The 16,270-nt window shown below is 73.3% G+C and carries 16 protein-coding genes and 1 riboswitch; of the genes, 7 read left to right on the forward strand and 9 right to left on the reverse strand.

All coding sequences use genetic code 11. The features are described from left to right. Nucleotides 1-8 precede the first annotated feature (8 nt). The gene (locus OHS17_RS29590; RefSeq protein WP_330314620.1) at nt 9-821 is read right to left on the reverse strand and encodes a tyrosine-protein phosphatase; all 813 of its coding nucleotides are present in this window, start codon (nt 819-821) and stop codon (nt 9-11) included. Nucleotides 822-1,230: 409 nt separating this feature from the next. After that, nucleotides 1,231-1,390, forward strand: a riboswitch (cyclic di-AMP (ydaO/yuaA leader). 3 nt (nt 1,391-1,393) lie between these two features. On the opposite strand from OHS17_RS29590, the gene OHS17_RS29595 reads away from it, so the two are divergent. Next, nucleotides 1,394-2,317, forward strand: a complete 924-nt coding sequence (locus OHS17_RS29595) for a M23 family metallopeptidase (RefSeq protein WP_330314621.1) — start codon at nt 1,394-1,396, stop codon at nt 2,315-2,317. A gap of 183 nt (nt 2,318-2,500) precedes the next feature. Beyond that, a complete protein-coding gene (locus tag OHS17_RS29600; protein WP_018100134.1) occupies nt 2,501-3,325 on the forward strand; it encodes an SGNH/GDSL hydrolase family protein in 825 nt (274 codons plus the stop codon). Nucleotides 3,326-3,344: 19 nt separating this feature from the next. On the opposite strand, the gene OHS17_RS29605 is transcribed toward OHS17_RS29600, so the two are convergent. The 6 genes from OHS17_RS29605 to OHS17_RS29630 are packed head-to-tail and all read right to left on the reverse strand — an operon-like array spanning nt 3,345 to nt 9,491. After that, a complete protein-coding gene (locus tag OHS17_RS29605) occupies nt 3,345-4,238 on the reverse strand; it encodes an STM4011 family radical SAM protein (protein WP_330314622.1) in 894 nt (297 codons plus the stop codon). A gap of 7 nt (nt 4,239-4,245) precedes the next feature. Next, nucleotides 4,246-5,595: an STM4012 family radical SAM protein gene (locus OHS17_RS29610; protein ID WP_330314623.1), complete on the reverse strand. Its 1,350-nt coding sequence runs from the start codon at nt 5,593-5,595 to the stop codon at nt 4,246-4,248. After that, the gene (locus OHS17_RS29615; RefSeq protein WP_330315392.1) at nt 5,592-6,404 is read right to left on the reverse strand and encodes an STM4013/SEN3800 family hydrolase; all 813 of its coding nucleotides are present in this window, start codon (nt 6,402-6,404) and stop codon (nt 5,592-5,594) included. Before OHS17_RS29615 ends, OHS17_RS29610 begins: the two co-directional genes overlap by 4 nt. 31 nt (nt 6,405-6,435) lie before the next feature. After that, nucleotides 6,436-7,581, reverse strand: coding sequence for an STM4014 family protein (locus OHS17_RS29620; protein WP_330314624.1), 1,146 nt, complete (start codon nt 7,579-7,581; stop codon nt 6,436-6,438). Beyond that, nucleotides 7,562-8,536: an STM4015 family protein gene (locus OHS17_RS29625; protein WP_330314625.1), complete on the reverse strand. Its 975-nt coding sequence runs from the start codon at nt 8,534-8,536 to the stop codon at nt 7,562-7,564. Before OHS17_RS29625 ends, OHS17_RS29620 begins: the two co-directional genes overlap by 20 nt. A 7-nt stretch (nt 8,537-8,543) precedes the next feature. After that, nucleotides 8,544-9,491 (reverse strand): STM4015 family protein, encoded by a 948-nt coding sequence (locus OHS17_RS29630; protein WP_330314626.1) that lies wholly within the window; start codon nt 9,489-9,491, stop codon nt 8,544-8,546. Nucleotides 9,492-9,665: 174 nt separating this feature from the next. On the opposite strand from OHS17_RS29630, the gene OHS17_RS29635 reads away from it, so the two are divergent. Continuing rightward, nucleotides 9,666-9,992, forward strand: coding sequence for a hypothetical protein (locus tag OHS17_RS29635; protein ID WP_018100127.1), 327 nt, complete (start codon nt 9,666-9,668; stop codon nt 9,990-9,992). A 90-nt stretch (nt 9,993-10,082) separates the two neighbouring features. Beyond that, on the forward strand, nt 10,083-11,087 hold the full coding sequence (locus OHS17_RS29640; protein ID WP_330314627.1) for a DUF6745 domain-containing protein: 1,005 nt from the start codon (nt 10,083-10,085) through the stop codon (nt 11,085-11,087). Nucleotides 11,088-11,127: 40 nt separating this feature from the next. Here the strand turns inward: OHS17_RS29640 and OHS17_RS29645 are convergent, their stop codons facing one another. Then, a complete protein-coding gene (locus tag OHS17_RS29645; RefSeq protein WP_018100125.1) occupies nt 11,128-11,718 on the reverse strand; it encodes a TetR/AcrR family transcriptional regulator in 591 nt (196 codons plus the stop codon). 88 nt (nt 11,719-11,806) lie between these two features. Beyond that, a complete protein-coding gene (locus OHS17_RS29650; protein ID WP_330314628.1) occupies nt 11,807-13,015 on the reverse strand; it encodes a Glu/Leu/Phe/Val dehydrogenase dimerization domain-containing protein in 1,209 nt (402 codons plus the stop codon). A 244-nt stretch (nt 13,016-13,259) separates the two neighbouring features. On the opposite strand from OHS17_RS29650, the gene OHS17_RS29655 reads away from it, so the two are divergent. The 3 genes from OHS17_RS29655 (at nt 13,260) to OHS17_RS29665 (ending at nt 16,168) form a co-directional block, all read left to right on the forward strand. Beyond that, entirely contained in the window at nt 13,260-13,700 is a 441-nt protein-coding gene (locus OHS17_RS29655; protein WP_330314629.1) for a PPOX class F420-dependent oxidoreductase, read from the forward strand. A gap of 98 nt (nt 13,701-13,798) precedes the next feature. Next, a complete protein-coding gene (locus OHS17_RS29660) occupies nt 13,799-15,067 on the forward strand; it encodes an MBL fold metallo-hydrolase (RefSeq protein ID WP_330314630.1) in 1,269 nt (422 codons plus the stop codon). Between the two features lie 105 nt (nt 15,068-15,172). Continuing rightward, complete coding sequence (locus tag OHS17_RS29665; RefSeq protein WP_330314631.1) at nt 15,173-16,168, forward strand: ArsR/SmtB family transcription factor; 996 nt, start codon at nt 15,173-15,175, stop codon at nt 16,166-16,168. Nucleotides 16,169-16,270 lie beyond the last annotated feature (102 nt).

A 16,270-nucleotide genomic window follows, 5' to 3' on the forward strand; every position in this document is an offset into this window, starting at 1 on the left:
GGGCCGCCTCAGCTCTCGTCGAGGAGCCGTTCGCGCAGCCGCTCACGGGTGGCGGGCGTGAGCTTCAGCCCGTCGGTGAGATAGCGGTCGGTGCCGCCCCAGGTCTCGTCGATCGCGGCGAAGGCCGCGGCGAGGTAGTCGGGCTGGGCACCGAAGAGCGGGTTGAGCAGCTCCAGCACCTCGGGGGACATCCCGGTCGCCGAGGTGTCGCTGCGCCGGATGCGGTAGCGGCGGTGCGCGTCGTTCGACTTGAGGTAGTCGGCCTCGATGGTCTCCCGCCCGACGCCCACCGCCAGCAGCGTCACCGCGATCGAGAGCCCGGCCCGGTCCTTGCCGGCCGCGCAGTGCATCAGGGCGGGGACGCTGTCCTCGGCCAGGGCGTGCAGCACCCGGCTGTGCTCGGCGGTGCGCTCCAGGATGATCGAGCGGTACGAGGCGACCATGCGGCTGGTCCCCTTGCCGTCGGCCAGGATCGAGCGCAGCTCCGCGATGTTGCCGTCGCGCACCATGCGCCAGAACTCGGCGCCGTCCGCCGGGTCGCTGAGCGGGATGCTCACGTTCCGTACGCCCGGCAGCTCGATGTCCAGGCCGTCCAGCTTGTGGTCGGCCGCGTTGCGGAAGTCGAAGACGGTGTGCAGGCCGAGCCCGCCGAGGAAGGCCGCGTCCTCGACCGTGGCGTGCGCCAGGTGACCGCTGCGGTAGAGCCTGCCGTGGCGCACCCGGCGGCCGTCCGCGGTGGGCAGACCGCCTACGTCGCGGAAGTTGCGGACACCGGTGAGAACGGGCTCCGTCGGCGGGGTCTGCGGCAGCTGCTGCGTCACGGTCACTCCTGGAGGCTCTGCCCCGGCGCGTGTCGCCGACGGGCCCACGTCCGCGACGATACGACATCGGTTCCTGGGGCAATCATCTCGGCCGCCCGCTCCGCCGTCGGGGTGGACGATGGCCATGACATGTCCGTATTGCCGGATTATGTAGAACTTGCCCTGGTTGCGCGGGAGATGATCACCCGTTCGTGAGCGGGATCATATCCGTGACGGTGTGTGGTGACGCCCCGGCTGGGTACTCCCCGCGCCGCGCGGAAAGGCAAGATCCGTAATCCACGGAGTGTGACCGGAATTCCGCGCCGCAATTCCGGTGCGGAATCCGGTGCCGAATCCGTGGCTTGTTTCCGTCGTCCCGGCTCGCTTACGTTCCATGCCATCCGGATGGAACGCCCAATCCTGCCGCCGTCCGGAATTCGCACCCACTCACCGTGTGGCAGGAGCGGGGGAACCAGGTAAGCCGCCGACCGGGACGACCGGACGGCTAGGGGTGAAGTCGCGCCAGGCGCGGCCGGGCATCTCCAGCCCGAACCCGACAGCTCACCTCGCAGGCGCCGGAGAGGAAATTCTTCATGCCCAACTCGGGTAAGCACCGCCGTCCCAAGTCCAGCACCATCGCCCGTGGCGTCGTCGCCGCGAGCGCCGGCGGAGCCGTCATCGCGCTTCCGCTGCTCGGCGCCACCGGTGCCCACGCCGCGGAGCAGTCCGCCCCGGCCACCTCGAAGTCGGTCGCCGCGCACACCGCCCCGGCCAAGCCCGCGAAGAGCGCCGGCACCACCACGTACTCCGTCGTCTCCGGCGACTACCTGTCGAAGATCGCGGCCCAGCACCACCTCAAGGGCGGCTGGCACAAGCTGTACCAGGACAACCGCGAGGTCGTCGGCGAGAACCCGAGCCTGATCTTCCCGGGCATGAAGCTGACCCTCGGCGCCAAGGCGGCCCCCGCCGCCACCACGTCCGAGGCCCCCGCCAAGGCCGCGCCCAAGGCCGCCGCGCCCAAGGCCGAGACGAAGGCCGCGCCCAAGGTCGAGACCAAGACCGAGGCACAGACCGAGACCAAGACCGAGGCCCCCGCCTCCCAGGACGACGCCTCCGGCTACGTCCACCCGGTCCCGGGCAACCACACCACCGCGTACCGCGCCTCCGGCGCCAACTGGTCCAGCGGCAGCCACACCGGCATCGACTTCCCCGTCTCCACCGGCACCAGCGTGAAGGCCATCACCTCCGGCACCGTCGTCACCGCCGGCTGGGGCGGCGCCTACGGCAACCAGGTCGTCATCAAGCACGCCGACGGCCACTACTCCCAGTACGGCCACATGTCCTCGCTCTCCGTCTCGGCGGGCCAGACCGTGACCGCGGGCCAGCAGGTCGGCCTCTCCGGCTCCACCGGCAACGCCACCGGCCCGCACCTCCACTTCGAGGTCCGCACCGGCCCGGAGTACGGATCGGACATCGACCCGATCGCCTACCTGGCGTCGCACGGGATCAACGTCTGATCCAGGCAGTACGGGCCCGGTGATCCGGGTCGCTGAACGACACAGAGGGACGGCGCACGGCGGTGCGTCGTCCCTCTGCTTATTCCCCCTTTACCGAAAACTGACCGGGTGGTTTATCTCACCACCCGTCAACCCCTTATTACGGTCGCGTAGGTCACATTCCGGGGTGCAGGATATGCGGTTGTGGCAGACGATTCGAACAACCTTCAACAGGGCGCCATCGACCGACAGGGCGCCATCGGGTCGTACGCGGCGATTGGCGACAGCTTCACCGAGGGAGTCGGCGACCCCGGCCCGGACGGAACGTTCGTCGGCTGGGCCGACCGGCTCGCGGTACTCCTCGCGGACCGGCTCCCGGAGCCCGGCCCGGCGACCGGGGACTTCCGCTACGCCAATCTCGCCGTACGAGGACGCCTCCTCGACCAGATAGTCGAGGAGCAGGTGCCCCGGGCCAAGGAACTCGCCCCCGATCTGGTGAGCTTCTGCGCCGGAGGCAACGACATCATCCGGCCGGGCACCGACCCGGACGACGTGGCCGAACGCTTCGAGCGGGCCGTCGCCGACCTCACGCGGTCGGTCGGCACCGTCATGATCACCACCGGCTTCGACACCCGTGGCGTCCCCGTGCTGCGCCATCTGCGCGGCAAGATCGCCACCTACACCGCCCACGTCCGGGCCATCGCCGACCGCTACGACTGCCCGGTCCTCGACCTGTGGTCGCTGCGCTCCGTGCAGGACCGGCGCGCCTGGGACGGCGACCGGCTCCACCTGTCGCCCGAGGGACACACCCGGGTCGCGCTCCGCGCCGCCCAGGTCCTCGGACTCGACGTGCCGGCCGACCCGGACCAGCCGTGGCCGCCGCAGCCCCCGCGCGGCACGCTGGAGATCCGCCGCGACGACATCCACTGGGCGCGCGAATACCTCGTCCCGTGGATCGGGCGGCGGCTGCGCGGCGAGTCGTCCGGGGACCACGTCGAGCCGAAGCGGCCCGACCTGCTGCCGCTCTGACCGGCCCCCTCCGCTGTCCTCAGTCGCCCCGCGACCGCGTCGCGGCGACCGGGGACAGCGGCAGCGCCGCCGGGACGCGCTCCAGGACGCCGCCCGCGAAGACGTCGTACAGCGGCAGCGTCTCCAGGTGCACATAGCCGATGTGGCAGTCGCAGACGGCGAGCGGACAGGCCCGCGGCCCCAGCGCCCGCCGGTAGCTCCCGTCGTACAGATTCCCCAGCTCCGCCCGGACGAAGTGGCAGCGGCGCACCGTGCCCTCCCCGTCCACCGAGATCACCGACTCACCGGTCCGGCAGGGCAGCCCCGCCGAGCGGTGCGGATGGCGGCTGTACGGGAACAGCGGGTCGATCTCCGTCCACCGCTCCGCCTCCTCGTCCGTGTAGGTGTGCCCCTCGGCGGCGTTGACCCAGAGGTAGACCTCCTCCGGGAGCGCCGTGCGCAGCCGCCGCGCCTCGCCGAGATGGGCGTCGAACCCCACGACGCCCACGCTGTGCCGGACCCCGAGGTCCCGCAGCTCCGCGCACCGGCCGAGGAAACGCTCGTACGGCGTCTGCCCCGGGTGGTACGTGCACCACAGCGCGATCCGTTCGCGGGCCGCCTCCGGAGCCTCGGCCAGCCACCGCGTCCGCCCGCTCAGGTTCGTCTGGATCGCGACCCGGCCCACGTGCGGGAGGCCCGCCAGCTCCACGATCGCCCTGCGGTACCAGGACCGCACCAGGCCCTCGCCCCACGGCGTGAACAGCACCGAGATCCGGTCACCGGTCTGCGCCGCCACCCACGCGGTGAACCGTTCGAGTGCCGCCCGGTCCGCCAGCAGCTGTTCCCGGCTGTCGCGCCGCTTGGCGAACGGGCAGTACGGGCAGTCGTAGTCGCAGGAGGCGAGCGGGCCCCGGTAGAGAATCGTCAGGTCCACGGGTCCCTCACTTCAGCTCGTACGCGGCCATCGCGGCCCGCACGGCGGGGGAGAAGAGCTCCGGGCCCAGCGCGTCGGAGTACGCCAGCCCCTCGGGCGACAGCCGCAGCAGACCCGGCGCCCCCGCGTCCAGCCAGCCCCGGTCCTCGAACCGGGCCAGCTCCTCGGGGAAGTCGTCGTACGGCGAGGTGCCGAACCGCTCGCGGTAGTCGTCCACGGGCATGCCCTGCGCCTGGAGCACCGACTGGAGGAGATGGCGGCGGCGCGCCTCGTCCCCGTCGGTGTAGCGCCCGACCTCGGCGCGGGAGAAGTCCGCGGTGGCCGTGTAGGCGTCGATGATGCCCCGTACCTCGCCCATCCGGACCGCGTAGTCGAAGGAGTAGTGCAGCCGCGAGGTGTAGGAGCGGGCGCCGCAGCCCAGGCCGATCATGCCGTCGGTCTGGCAGGCGTAGTCGTCGGGCCCCTCCGCGCGCGGGGCGTCGGCGCGGCGGAACATCCGCATCGACACCTGCTCGTAGCCGTGGGCCAGGAGGTGGTCGCGGCCGGCCCGGTAGAGGCGCAGGCGCTGCTCGTCCCAGGCCGCGTCGGCCTCGTTCTTCGCCAGCCGGCCCAGCGCGGTCAGCGGGCGCACGTACAGCGGGTAGAGGTACAGCTCCTCCGGCCGCCAGCGCAGCGCGGCGTCCAGCGAGGTCTGCCAGGTCCGCTCGGTCTGGCGCTCTATGCCGTAGATCAGGTCGATGTTGAGCACGGGTATGGAGGTGTCCCGAATGGCTCCGAGGGCCTGCTCCACGTCGGCGGCGTGCTGCGGGCGCACCGCCGCGCGGGCCTCGGCCTCCACGAAGGACTGCACCCCGATGCTGATCCGGGTCGCGCCCCGCTCGGCGAGCACGGCCAGCCGGTCGGCGGTCGCGGTGGACGGGGACGTCTCCACGGACAGCGGGACGGACCGCAGATCGGCGCCCATCCGCTTCTCCGCGATGTCGCACAGCCGCTCCAGCTCGCCCGCCGTCAGGAAGGTGGGCGTGCCCCCGCCGAACGCCGCGGCGGCGAACCGTACCGGCTCCGCGTCGCCCAGTGCGTCCCGTACGGCAGTCGCCTGCCGGTCCAGCGCGTCGAGATACCGCGAGGTCAGCTCGTCGGGGGCGCCGATCCGGGTGAAGAGGTTGCAGAATCCGCAGCGGACCTCGCAGAACGGGATGTGCATATAGAGGGAGAGCGCGTCCTTGCGTTCCCCCGCCCACAGCTCGCTCAGCTCGGGCCGCCCGCCGGGCTGCCCGGCCAGCGGGCGGTACGCCGTCTTGTGCGGATAGGCGTACACATAGCTCTCGTACGGGCGGACGGTGTGCGTCACGGTCATCGGACGGCCCCCGGTTCCAGGAAGAAGTGGGCGTACGGGACGGTCCAGACGGACGGGTGGCCGAGCCGGTGACCGGTGTAGCCGTCGTCGCCGTAGGCCGTGCCGTGGTCGGAGCAGACGATGGCGAAGGCACGGCGGCGGCTGCTCGCGGCGGCGAAGAGCCGGCCGATGTGGGCGTCCACGTATTCCAGGGCCGCGGCGTGCGTCGCACGGCTGTCACCCGCGTCGCGGGTCGCCCCGTCCTGGTGGAACCAGTTCGGCTGGTGGAGCGCGGAGACGTTGACGAAGAGGAACAGCCGCTGCTCGGGCGGCAGGGCGGCGACCACCTCCTCGGCGCGGGTCACCTGCGCCTCGAACGAGGTGGGCGAGGCAACCCCGAACTCCGGCTCCCAGTGCGCCTCCTGGAACATCCCGGGGAGCACCGAGCCCAGCGGGCCGCGCAGATTGAAGAAGCCCACACCGCCGACGCACACCGTGCGGTACCCCTCCTTCGCGAGCCCCGACACCAGGTCCGGGGTGTCGAACACGAAGGTGCGCTCCGCCGTGGTCTCGCTCCCGGCGAACCGGGCGGCGAACAGCCGGGGATGCGGCCCGGGCGCGGCCGGGGTGGGCAGGAAGCCCGCGAACATCGCCTGGTGCGAGGCGTACGTGAAGCTGCCCGGGGCGTGCCGCTCCTCCCAGACGCCGCCCGGCAGATGGCGGGCCAGATTCGGGATGCGCCCGGCGGCGGCCAGCTCGGCCGCGACGTCGTACCGCAGGGTGTCCAGGGTGACGAACAGCAGGTCGTGGCTGCCCACGACCTCACTCATATCGGGGTCGGGGCGGTGTTCGGGGCTGTACTCAGGGGGCGGTGCTGACACGGTCGTTCCTTGCTCGTTCCAGTACGGCGGCGATCTGGGCCGCGTAGGTGTCCAGGCCCTCGGCGCCGCTGCCGGGCAGGCCGGTGAGCCTGGGCAGCAGATCCCCGAAGGCGTTGACCTCACCGACGGCGAAGCGCCGCCAGCCGGTCAGGGGCAACAGGTCGACGCCGACGCAGAGGGTGTCCGGGAAGGCGGCGGCGGCCCGCTCGCAGATCGCCAGGGCCTCGCCCCAACGGCCGCCCGCCGCCTCGATCGCCGCCCGCACTCCGGCTAGGTCGCCGCGTGTCCCGCCCAGGTGCAGATTGGTCATCGGCGAGGCGCTGGTGCGCACCACGGCGTGGGTGGCCCGGCCGGCGACCACGACGACGCGCAGGTCGGCGGCCCGGCCGCGCTGGGTGGCCTTGGGCAGCCAGCGCTCGATGTGCAGCCCGTCGGGCGCCAGCGCGTCGATCACCGCCGCGATCTCGCGCTCCGTCGTGCACCGGCGGACCCGCAGCGAGTTGTGGAGCCGGCCGGCCGGGTCCCGCTCGACGGAGGTGGCCGCCCGGATCCTGCCGCCGCCCGCCGTCTCCACGGCCAGCACCCCGGAGGCGGACGAGCCGTGCGCGGGCTTCACGAACACCCGGGGCATGCGGTGGGCGGCCATCAGGGCCCGCACCTCGTCCCAGCCGTGCACGGGCGCCCCGGCCGGTCCTGAGGTGGGGGACGCGGGGACGGGCACCCCGGCCGCGTTCAGGACCCCGTGGCACAGCCGCTTGTCGAAGAGCGTGGCGATGTCCGCCGGACCGTCGAGCAGGTGGGCGCCCGCGTCGGCGGCGGCCCGGGCCACCTCGCGTACGGCGGCGGTGAAGCGCGCGTACCAGAGGGCGGAACCCTCCACCCGGGTCGGCTCGTCGGCCCCGCGCAGCAGCCGGTCCACCTCCGCGTCCTCACCGGGCGACTCGATGCGCACGGTCTCCCCGGGCAGGAAGCGCGCCCCGTCCCGCAGCACGTCCAGCCAGGGGACCGTACGCGCCTCGGGCAGACCGGCGGCGGCCACCGCGTCCTGGAACAGGGCGACGCGGCGGCTGCCCGGATTGCCGACGACCGCGAGGCGCGGCGGGCCGCTACTCACTGACCGCGACATAACGGGAATCGTCCTCGTCGTCCGGATCCCAGTCGTCCGCCTCTTCGAGGTGGACGTGGACGTCGTCGCGCTCGCCCAGCTCCTTGAAGCGCTCCATCACCTCGTCGCTGAGGTAGTGGTGGTGCAGGTCCAGGTAGTCCAGGTGGGTGAGCGGCTGACCTTCGAGCAGGGCCAGGCCCCCCGCGTCGCTGAGCGTGCCCATCGACAGCGCCAGGGACTCCAGTTGCGCGACGACCGGGGCGGAGGCGACCGCCACGGCGATCTCGTCCTGGATCTCGCTGTTCTGCAGCCCGAGATGACGCAGCCGGGGAAAGGCGCCCCCGGACAGCAGCGGAGCCATGTCCGCCAGCGTGGCGTCCCCCGCATACCACTGGGAGCCGAACCACACCTCCAGCCGCTCCAGCGCGGGCAGTTCGCAGGCACCGACCGCGCGCACGACATGACCGGGCAGCCCGCCGGACTCGAAGCGCAGCGCCTTCAGCGCCTCGTGCCGCACGGGGTGCAGCTCCAGCGTCTCCTCGTTCAGCCCGCTGCCACCGCCCCGTACCACCAGCTCCTCCAGGAGCGGGAACGCCCGGAGCACCGGCGTGATGTCGCACATCTGGAGCCACGACACCTCGCACTCCTCGCCCACGACATCGGCGAGGAAGAGAGCGCGCAGCGCCGGGAAACGGGCCGCGTCCGAGGTGATCAGCTCCACCACGGGAGCAAGGGAGCTGTAGTCGCCGTTCCACCAGGGGCCGATCACCAGGGCTCGGACCTGGGCCGGGTCGACCTTCTTCAGGAAGTGCTGCCAGACGGCGGCGAACTCCTGCTCCTCCCAGCCGCAGTCCAGCCGCCAGGCTATGGCGTCCGCCGTCGGCAGCGTCGAGGGCCACGGGCTGTCGTCGCCCGGCACCGGCAGGGTGAAGACGGGCAGGTCGTGGAAGGAGCAGGGGTGATCGATTCCGGTCATCGCGCCGTCACTCCGAGACCGTGACGTAGCGGCCCGCCGGGCCCCGGTTGTCCCACGGCTCACAGCGCTCCGAGAGGTCCACCCGCACCCCGTGCGGCGCCAGCGCCTCGGTGACGCGCTGCTCCATCGGCTCGGTGAGGAAATGGTGGTGCAGGTCCAGCACGTCGAGATGGGTCAGCGGCTGGCCTTCGAGCAGAGCGGCCGCCCCCTCGTCGCCGAGCGTGCCGCAGGACAGGTCCAGGGTCTTCAGCCGGGCCACCAGCGGGGCCGAGGCCACCGCGGTCGCGATCTCGTTCTGGATCTCGCTGTTGCGCAGGCCGAGGTGGTGCAGGGCGGGGAAGCGCGTACCGGCGAGCAGCGGCGCCAGGTCCGGCACGTTCGCGTCGCCGCCGTAGGCCGAGACGCCGAGCCACAGGTCCAGCCGCTCCAGCGCGGGCAGTTCGCTCTCCAGGACGCCGCGCACCACCTCGCGCGGCAGCCCGCCCGTCTCGATGGTCAGCGCCCGCAGCCGCGCGTGCTTCGCGGGCGGGAACACCAGCTCGGAGCCGCCGCGCACACCCAGCTCCACCAGCGCGGGGAAGGCGTCGAGCAGCGCGGTGACGTCGCTCTGCTCGATCCAGGAGATCTCCGCCTCCTCCATCGTCAGATCCCCGACGAACACCGCTTCGAGGGACGTCAGCCGGTCGGCGGCCGCGATGACGAGACCGATCGGATACGAGGACTTCTCCTCGTACGACTCGCCCCACTGCCCGATGATCAGGGCCCGGACGCCCGCCGGATCGACCTCGTCCAGGAAGGCGTTGAACTCCTCCTCCCAGGTGCCCTCGTCCTCGTAGGCGTCGATCGACACCCGCCAGGCGGCGGCCTCGGCGGCGGGCCGGGGGCCGCCGTCCGTGCCGGACTGGAAATCGACGGCCGGAAGGCCGAGCAACTCGTGAAGGTGGTCCACGGACATGCCCTGAGCTCCTGATGACGGCGGCGGATTGATGTCCGCAAGGTCTATCAAGGCCCACTGACAATGCCGCGACCGCCCCCGCCCGGGACGGCTCGGCGGCCGATTGTCAGACCCCCGCCGTAGCGTTTTCGATGTGGCCGGCACACCGGGTGCCACCACGGAGGGGAGAGGTCTGTGTACCGGCAGGGCGATGTACTGATCGTGCCACTGGAGGAGTCGGCGGTGCCCGCGCACCTCCTGGAGGCGGCGGGCGAACTGCGCGACGCACGGGGCCGCCTGGTCCTCGCGCTCGGTGAGGTCACCGGACACGCGCACGCCGTGCCGGGGCCCGGCCGGCTGATCCGGGAGGGCGGGGTGTTCGGCCCGATGCTGCTCCACCTCCCCGAGGGCGGCCGCGTGGTGCACGAGGAGCACGCGACGATCCCGCTGCCCCAGGGCTGGTTCCGCGTGGTGCGCCAGCGGGAGTACGCGCCGGGGGCGGTCCGCATCGTCGCCGACTGAGCGACGGCCGGGCGCGCAGGACAGCGGGACCGCAGGGTGCGGGATCAGGGAATCAGAGCGGAACAGCGGAAGCAGGGGACGGGGAAACCGATGCAGTACGTGGACTCTTGGCGGGACGTGGCGGCGGCGACGGGCGCGGCGGACCGGGCGGCCGCCGAGGACGGGGTGCGGCTCGCCTACCGCAGCGCGGGTCTGGCCGAGCCGGAGGAGTTCGTATGGGCCGGCTCGCCCAGGGAAGCCGTGGAGGCCGTCGGGAAGCTGACAGGCCAGGGGCGCTCGGTCCGCGACGAGGTGCGCACCCGCCCCTGGGCGGAGGAGCGGCGCCGGGTGTACGACGCGCTGGGCCCGGCCGGCTGGTCCGCCCTCTGGTCGGCCACCGGCGCCCAGCTCTGGGAGACCACGGCGGGCCTCGCCGAGCGGATACGGGCCGGGGTCGTCGCCGACCTCGCCGGTGAGGACACCGAGGCCGAGTCCCGGGTGCGCCTGGTCCTGCTCGATGCCGTCCTCGGCCAGCACGACGCGGCGTGGCTCGCCGCCTTCGACGGCCGGGGCGACCGGCTCGACGGACTGGCGGCGGTGGCGCGGAACGCGGGCTGGTGGTGGCCGTACGAGCGGGTCGTGGTGATCTGCGAGCGTCCGGGGGCCCTGCACCGCGACGAGGCGGGCCGCCTCGACCGGGGCGACGGACCGGCACTCTCCTACCCGGACGGCTTCGCGCTGTACGCCTGGCGCGGGATGCCCGTGCCCCGGGAGTTCCTGGACGAGCTGGCCGCGCTGACCCCGCAGCGCATCCGCTCCGAGGAGAACGCGGAGCTGCGCCGCGTGATGCTGGAGTACTACGGCTACGACCGCTACCTCACCGAGTCGGGCGCCGAACCGGTCCACCGCGACGAGACGGGCATCCTCTGGCGGATCGCGCTCGCCGGTGACGAGGACGTCGTCATGGTCGAGGTGGTCAACTCGACGCCCGAGCCGGACGGCACCCACCGCACGTACTGGCTCCGGGTCCCGCCCAGGACCAGGACCGCCAAGGAGGGCGTCGCCTGGACCTTCGGCCTCGACAGCGAGGTCTACGAACCGCTTCAGCAGACCTGACCGGGGGAGGGGAACCGAAAGGAAAGAGGAAGGCGGGCGGTCAGGCCGTCAGGGCCTCGTGGTCGATGCCCAGCTCACGGGCGAGCGCCTGCTCGGTCCACTCCAGCATCGTGGCCCGGGACAGCGGACCGTTGTACGAGGTCATCTGCACGGCCAGCCCGTCCAGCAGGGCGGTCAGCCGCCAGGCCACGGACATCGGGTCGTCGCAGTGGAACTCGCCGGCCGCCGCGCCCTCCTCGATGACCTCGGCCAACTCGGCCTTCCACTGCTGGTCGAGATCGCCGGCCACATTGCGCAGCGCCGGGTCGCGGAGGGAGGCCGCCCAGCCCTCGATCCACAGCCGCCAGCCCTTGGCCTGGCCCGTCGGCGCGTACCAGCGGACGGCCGCTCGCAGCCTGCGTACGGCGGTCGTGCGGCGGCTCAACAGCTTGCGCAGATGGGCGAGATCGCTCTCGGCGGCGTGCGCGAAGGCGGCGGCGACCAACTTCTCCTTGGTGGAGAAGTGATACAGCACGAGGGCGTTGCTCACGCCGAGTACGGCCGCCACATCGCCGATCCGTACGGCCGCGACACCGCGCACCTCGATCTGTTCGACGGCGGCACGCAGCAACTCCTCGCGCCGCTCCGCCACTCCCAACCGCACTCTTGCCACGCGGTCACCCTAACCAATGCCCGCCCGGAGCAGGGCGGGCGGACCGGCGGCGGGCAGGCGGTCCAGGTCAGCGGTACCAGCCGAAGCGCTCCGCCATCACCGGCAGCCGGTCGGCGGCCACCGCGTGCGCCGCCGCCCGCGGCGTGCAGCCGTCCGCCGCCGCGCGGGCCAGCACCAGGCCGACCAGCTCGCGCATCGCGCGCCGGGTGTGCGCGAACGCCTCGTCCGCGTCGGCCCGGATGTCGCCGAACAGGGTCCACCACCACCAGGCGTTGGTCCCGGAGTTGACCACCACATCGGGCAGCACGGTGATCCCGCGCGCCGCGAGCAGCGCCTCGGCCTCCGACAGCACCGGCATGTTGGCGGCCTCCACCACCCAGCGGGCCCTGATCCAGGCCTGGTTCACCGCGTCCACCGCGTAGGACACGGCGGCCGGGACCAGCACCTCCGCGTCCTGCGCCAGCCAGGCGTCGGCCGGCAGTTCCCGGTCACCGGCGCGCAGCGCACCCCGGTCCACGGTGCCGTGCGCGTCCCGCGCGGCGAGCAGCGCCTCGACGTCGAGCCCGGCCGGGTTCGCGAGGGTGCCCTTGATGTCGGCGACGGCGACCACCCGGAGCCCGGCCCGGGACAGGAAGCGGGCGGTCGCCCCGCCCATGGTCCCGAGCCCCTGGAGCGCCACCCGCGCACCCTCGTACGCGACCCCGTCCCGGTCCAGCGCGGCGAGCACCGCCTCGGCGACCCCGCAGCCGCCGACCAGCTCGTCCAGGCCGATGCCGTCCACCTCCAGGGCGAAGGCGTCGGCCAGCCGGCGACGGGCCCCGGCCTCGTCGTCGAGCAGCGGGTAGACGGCCTGCACGGTGGAGACGAGACCCGCCTCCGCCGCCGCGCGGTCCACCAGGTCCTGCGAGAGGCCCAGGTCCTCACCGGTCGTCCAGACGCTCTCGATGTACGGACGCATCGCCCGCAGGTAGCGAACCAGGACGCCGTAGGCCGCCGGGTCGCGCGGGTCGCAGTCGATGCCGCCCTTGGCGCCGCCCAGCGGGATGTAGCGGGCCCCGGGCCGGTCCGCGTCGAAGTGCAGGGCCTCCTTCATCGTCATGCCCCGGGCGAGCCCCGCCACCTCCTCCAGCGTGCAGCCCGGGCGCATCCGCAGGCCGCCGCTGGACACCCCGCGCACCAGCCGGTCCACCACGAGGTGGCCCCGGCAGCCGGTGGCGTGGTCGGTCCAGGTCAGCGAGATGAGCGGGGCGGGCGGGGACACCGGAGGCGTCGTCATCGGAGTGCTCCTCGGTCACTGTCGGCGGGCGGTCCTGGGCGCGGTGGGGCCGGGTCCTGAGGCGACCGGACCAGTTACTGAACCGTCGGTCAGTATCGGGAGGCGGGGAGCCCCTGTCAACGCGGCCTCCGCCGTCGCGCGGCCCGGTGGCCGGAACGCGCCGGTGCGCGGACGCGGGCGGGGGAGCGGACCGGATCACGTCCGGAATGCGGAATCCTCGGCCGGGGCTGTTCGTTGCAACGGCATGACCGCATTCGACGCACGGCAGGAAGCGCTGCTCGGGCTCCTGGGCGAGAACGACGGTGGCGTCCTGGTCACCCTCAAGCAGGACGGCAGGCCCCAGCTGTCCAACGTCAACCACTTCTACTACCTCGAAGAGCGCATCGTCCGGGTCTCGGTCACCGAGGGCCGCGCCAAGACGCGCAACCTGCGCCGCGACCCGCGCGCGAGCTACCACGTGACCAGCGAGGACCGCTGGGCCTGGACGGTCGCGGAGGGCACCGCCGAGCTGTCCGCGACCGCCGCCGATCCCGCGGACGACACCGTGGAGGAGCTGATCCGGCTCTACCGCGACGTGCAGGGCGAGCACCCCGACTGGGACGACTACCGGGCCGCCATGGTCCGGGACCGGCGCGTCGTCCTACGGCTCCATGTCGAGCATGTGTACGGACAGCAACGCGGGTAAGGCGGTCGGGGCGGGAACGCCCTCCCCCGGACGTTCCCCTCTCGCGCTGTCGTACCCCTTGCCCATAATGGGACGACCCCGACTCCTCAGGAGACCCCGTGACCGGCGCTGACCACAGGCTTCCGCTCCGCACCCGGCTGCGTGCGCTGCGCCCCGCTGCCTTCGGGGCCGACCCGGACGGTGCGCGCATGGAGCGCATCCGACGTTCGCCCCACTTCGCCGACGGTGTCTTCCAGAACCCGGTGGGCGCGCGGATCAGACCCTCCGGCTCCACCCTGGAGTTCGCCCGGGTCTACTTCCGCAAGGAGGAGCGGGTGCTCCGGGCCCCTGCCGCCCCGGTGCCCGTGCACGCCACGACCGTCGCCGACCTCGCCCGGCCGCCCGCCTCCGGGCTCCGGATCACCTGGATGGGGCATTCCAGCGTCCTCGCCGAGATCGACGGGCGGCGCGTGCTGTTCGACCCGGTCTGGGGCGACCGCTGTTCTCCCTTCGCCTTCGCCGGCCCCCGGCGCCTGCACCCGGCCCCCGTGCCGCTCGGCGCCCTGGGACCGGTCGACGTGGTGGTCATCTCGCACGACCACTACGACCACCTCGACCTCCCGACGATCCGCGCCCTGGCCCGTACGGACACGGTCTTCGCGGTCCCGCTCGGCGTCGGCGCCCACCTGGAGCGCTGGGGCGTCGCGCCCGACCGGCTCCGCGAGCTCGACTGGAACGAGACCACGACGGTCGGCGGCATCAGCCTCACCGCCACCCCCGCCCGCCACTTCTGCGGCCGCGGCCTGCGCAACCAGCAGCACACCCTCTGGGCCTCCTGGGCCGTCGCCGGGCCCGTGCACCGGATCTACCACAGCGGCGACACCGGATACTTCCCCGGCTTCCGCGCCATCGGCGCCGAGCACGGCCCGTTCGACGCGACCATGATCCAGATCGGCGCCTACAGCCAGTACTGGCCCAAGGACCGGACGGACAGCCTGCCGGAGCCGGGCGCCTGGCCCGATATCCACATGAGCCCCGACGAGGGCGTGCGCGCCCACCTCGACCTCCAGGGCGACGACCCCGGCGCGGGCGTCATGCTGCCGATCCACTGGGGGACGTTCAACCTGGCGCTGCACCCCTGGGCCGAGCCCGCCGAGTGGACGATGCGCGCCACCCGGTCCGTGGGCGTCACCATGGCCGCCCCGCGCCCCGGCCAGCCGTTCGAGCCCGCCGATCCGCCGCCCGTCGAGCCGTGGTGGCGCGCCGTCGCCGCCGAACCGGCCCCCGGCTGGGGCAACTGGCCCCCCGTCCACGTACAGCTCCACGAACCGGTGGACCGTCCCGCGCAGGAGACCGGCAGGGACCGCGACCGGGCACCCCAGCCCTGAGATCCCGAGGCGTACGTCCGGGACGGGGCGGGCGGGGCGTACGCCGGGCGGTGAGGTGAGCACGGCTTCCGCCGACGACACGGTCACGTCCTCAGGGGGGCGGCGATGCTGCGGGTGCACTTCACCTCCGACGACCTCGCACGGGTCCGGGTGGCGCCCGGCCCCGACTTCCTCTGGGAGATCAGCAACAGTGTGCAGACCCTCCAGCGGCGCGACGGCGAGCGGGAGTTCGGCGCCTGGCGGCGCTGGGTGCGGCCCCGGCTCTCCGGCAGCCCGCGCCTGCTCTCCCGGCTGCTGCCGCCGCGCGGCTACTCACCCGACTTCCTCACACCGACGACCGGCGACCGGGGCTCCCTCCAGGCATCCGTCGACGTCCTGCTGAGCACCCCGCGCCCACGGCTCCGGGCCGAACTGGCCCGGCTCGCCGCCCCCGCACGGCTGCCGGGCTGGCTCGGGGAGCTGGCCGGCGGCGACGCGGAAGCCCTGCGCGAACTGGGCGGAGCCCTGCGTACGTACCAGAGGGAAGCGCTCGCACCGCACTGGCGCCGGGTGCACGCCGACATCGACGCCGACCGCGCCCTGCGGCTGCGCAGCCTCCTCGAAGGCGGCACCGAAGGGCTGCTCGCCGGACTCGGGCCGCAGTTCCGCTGGCGGGCGCCCGTCCTCGAAGTGGCCTACCCCGTCGACCAGGACCTGCGGCTGCGCGGCCGGGGCCTCGTCCTCCAGCCGTCGTTCTTCTGCTGGCCCACCCCCGCCACCCTGGCCGACGGCGAGCTGCCCCCCGTGCTGGTCTACCCCATCCACCACACCCCCGACTGGTGCGTCCCCGCCCGGGGCGCCCGCCCGGCGCCCGGATCCGGCCCCCTCGGACCGCTCCTCGGCCACACCCGCGCCGGTGTCCTGCGCGCCACCCGCACCGGCTGCTCCACCCTGGAGGCGGCCCGGCTCCTCGGCGTGACCCACCCCGCCGTCAGCCAGCACCTGAACGTGCTGCGGAAGGCGGGCCTCGTCACCACCGTGCGCCGGGGCGGACGCTCCTTCCACGTCGCGACCGCCGAGGGGCGCGCCCTGCTGGCCGCCGAGGACCCGGCCCCGGCGTGACAGCACGTCACCTGCGCGTGTAAGCACCAGCTTCCGTTCCTTGCGGGCCCCGCGGCGGCGGGACCACCCTGGGGGCCTGAATCGCACGGCCGCGCACACACC

The sequence above is a fragment of the Streptomyces sp. NBC_00523 genome (assembly GCF_036346615.1).
Taxonomy (GTDB): domain Bacteria; phylum Actinomycetota; class Actinomycetes; order Streptomycetales; family Streptomycetaceae; genus Streptomyces.

Excerpts from the sequence above, each read along its gene's own strand:
- OHS17_RS29595 (WP_330314621.1), top strand. The coding sequence starts at position 1,394 with ATGCCCAACTCGGGTAAGCACCGCCGTCCCAAGTCCAGCACCATCGCC.
- OHS17_RS29610 (WP_330314623.1), bottom strand. The coding sequence starts at position 5,595 with ATGACCGTGACGCACACCGTCCGCCCGTACGAGAGCTATGTGTACGCC.
- OHS17_RS29615 (WP_330315392.1), bottom strand. The coding sequence starts at position 6,404 with ATGAGTGAGGTCGTGGGCAGCCACGACCTGCTGTTCGTCACCCTGGAC.
- OHS17_RS29620 (WP_330314624.1), bottom strand. The coding sequence starts at position 7,581 with ATGTCGCGGTCAGTGAGTAGCGGCCCGCCGCGCCTCGCGGTCGTCGGC.
- OHS17_RS29625 (WP_330314625.1), bottom strand. The coding sequence starts at position 8,536 with ATGACCGGAATCGATCACCCCTGCTCCTTCCACGACCTGCCCGTCTTC.
- OHS17_RS29630 (WP_330314626.1), bottom strand. The coding sequence starts at position 9,491 with ATGTCCGTGGACCACCTTCACGAGTTGCTCGGCCTTCCGGCCGTCGAT.
- OHS17_RS29640 (WP_330314627.1), top strand. The coding sequence starts at position 10,083 with ATGCAGTACGTGGACTCTTGGCGGGACGTGGCGGCGGCGACGGGCGCG.
- OHS17_RS29650 (WP_330314628.1), bottom strand. The coding sequence starts at position 13,015 with ATGACGACGCCTCCGGTGTCCCCGCCCGCCCCGCTCATCTCGCTGACC.
- OHS17_RS29655 (WP_330314629.1), top strand. The coding sequence starts at position 13,260 with ATGACCGCATTCGACGCACGGCAGGAAGCGCTGCTCGGGCTCCTGGGC.
- OHS17_RS29665 (WP_330314631.1), top strand. The coding sequence starts at position 15,173 with ATGCTGCGGGTGCACTTCACCTCCGACGACCTCGCACGGGTCCGGGTG.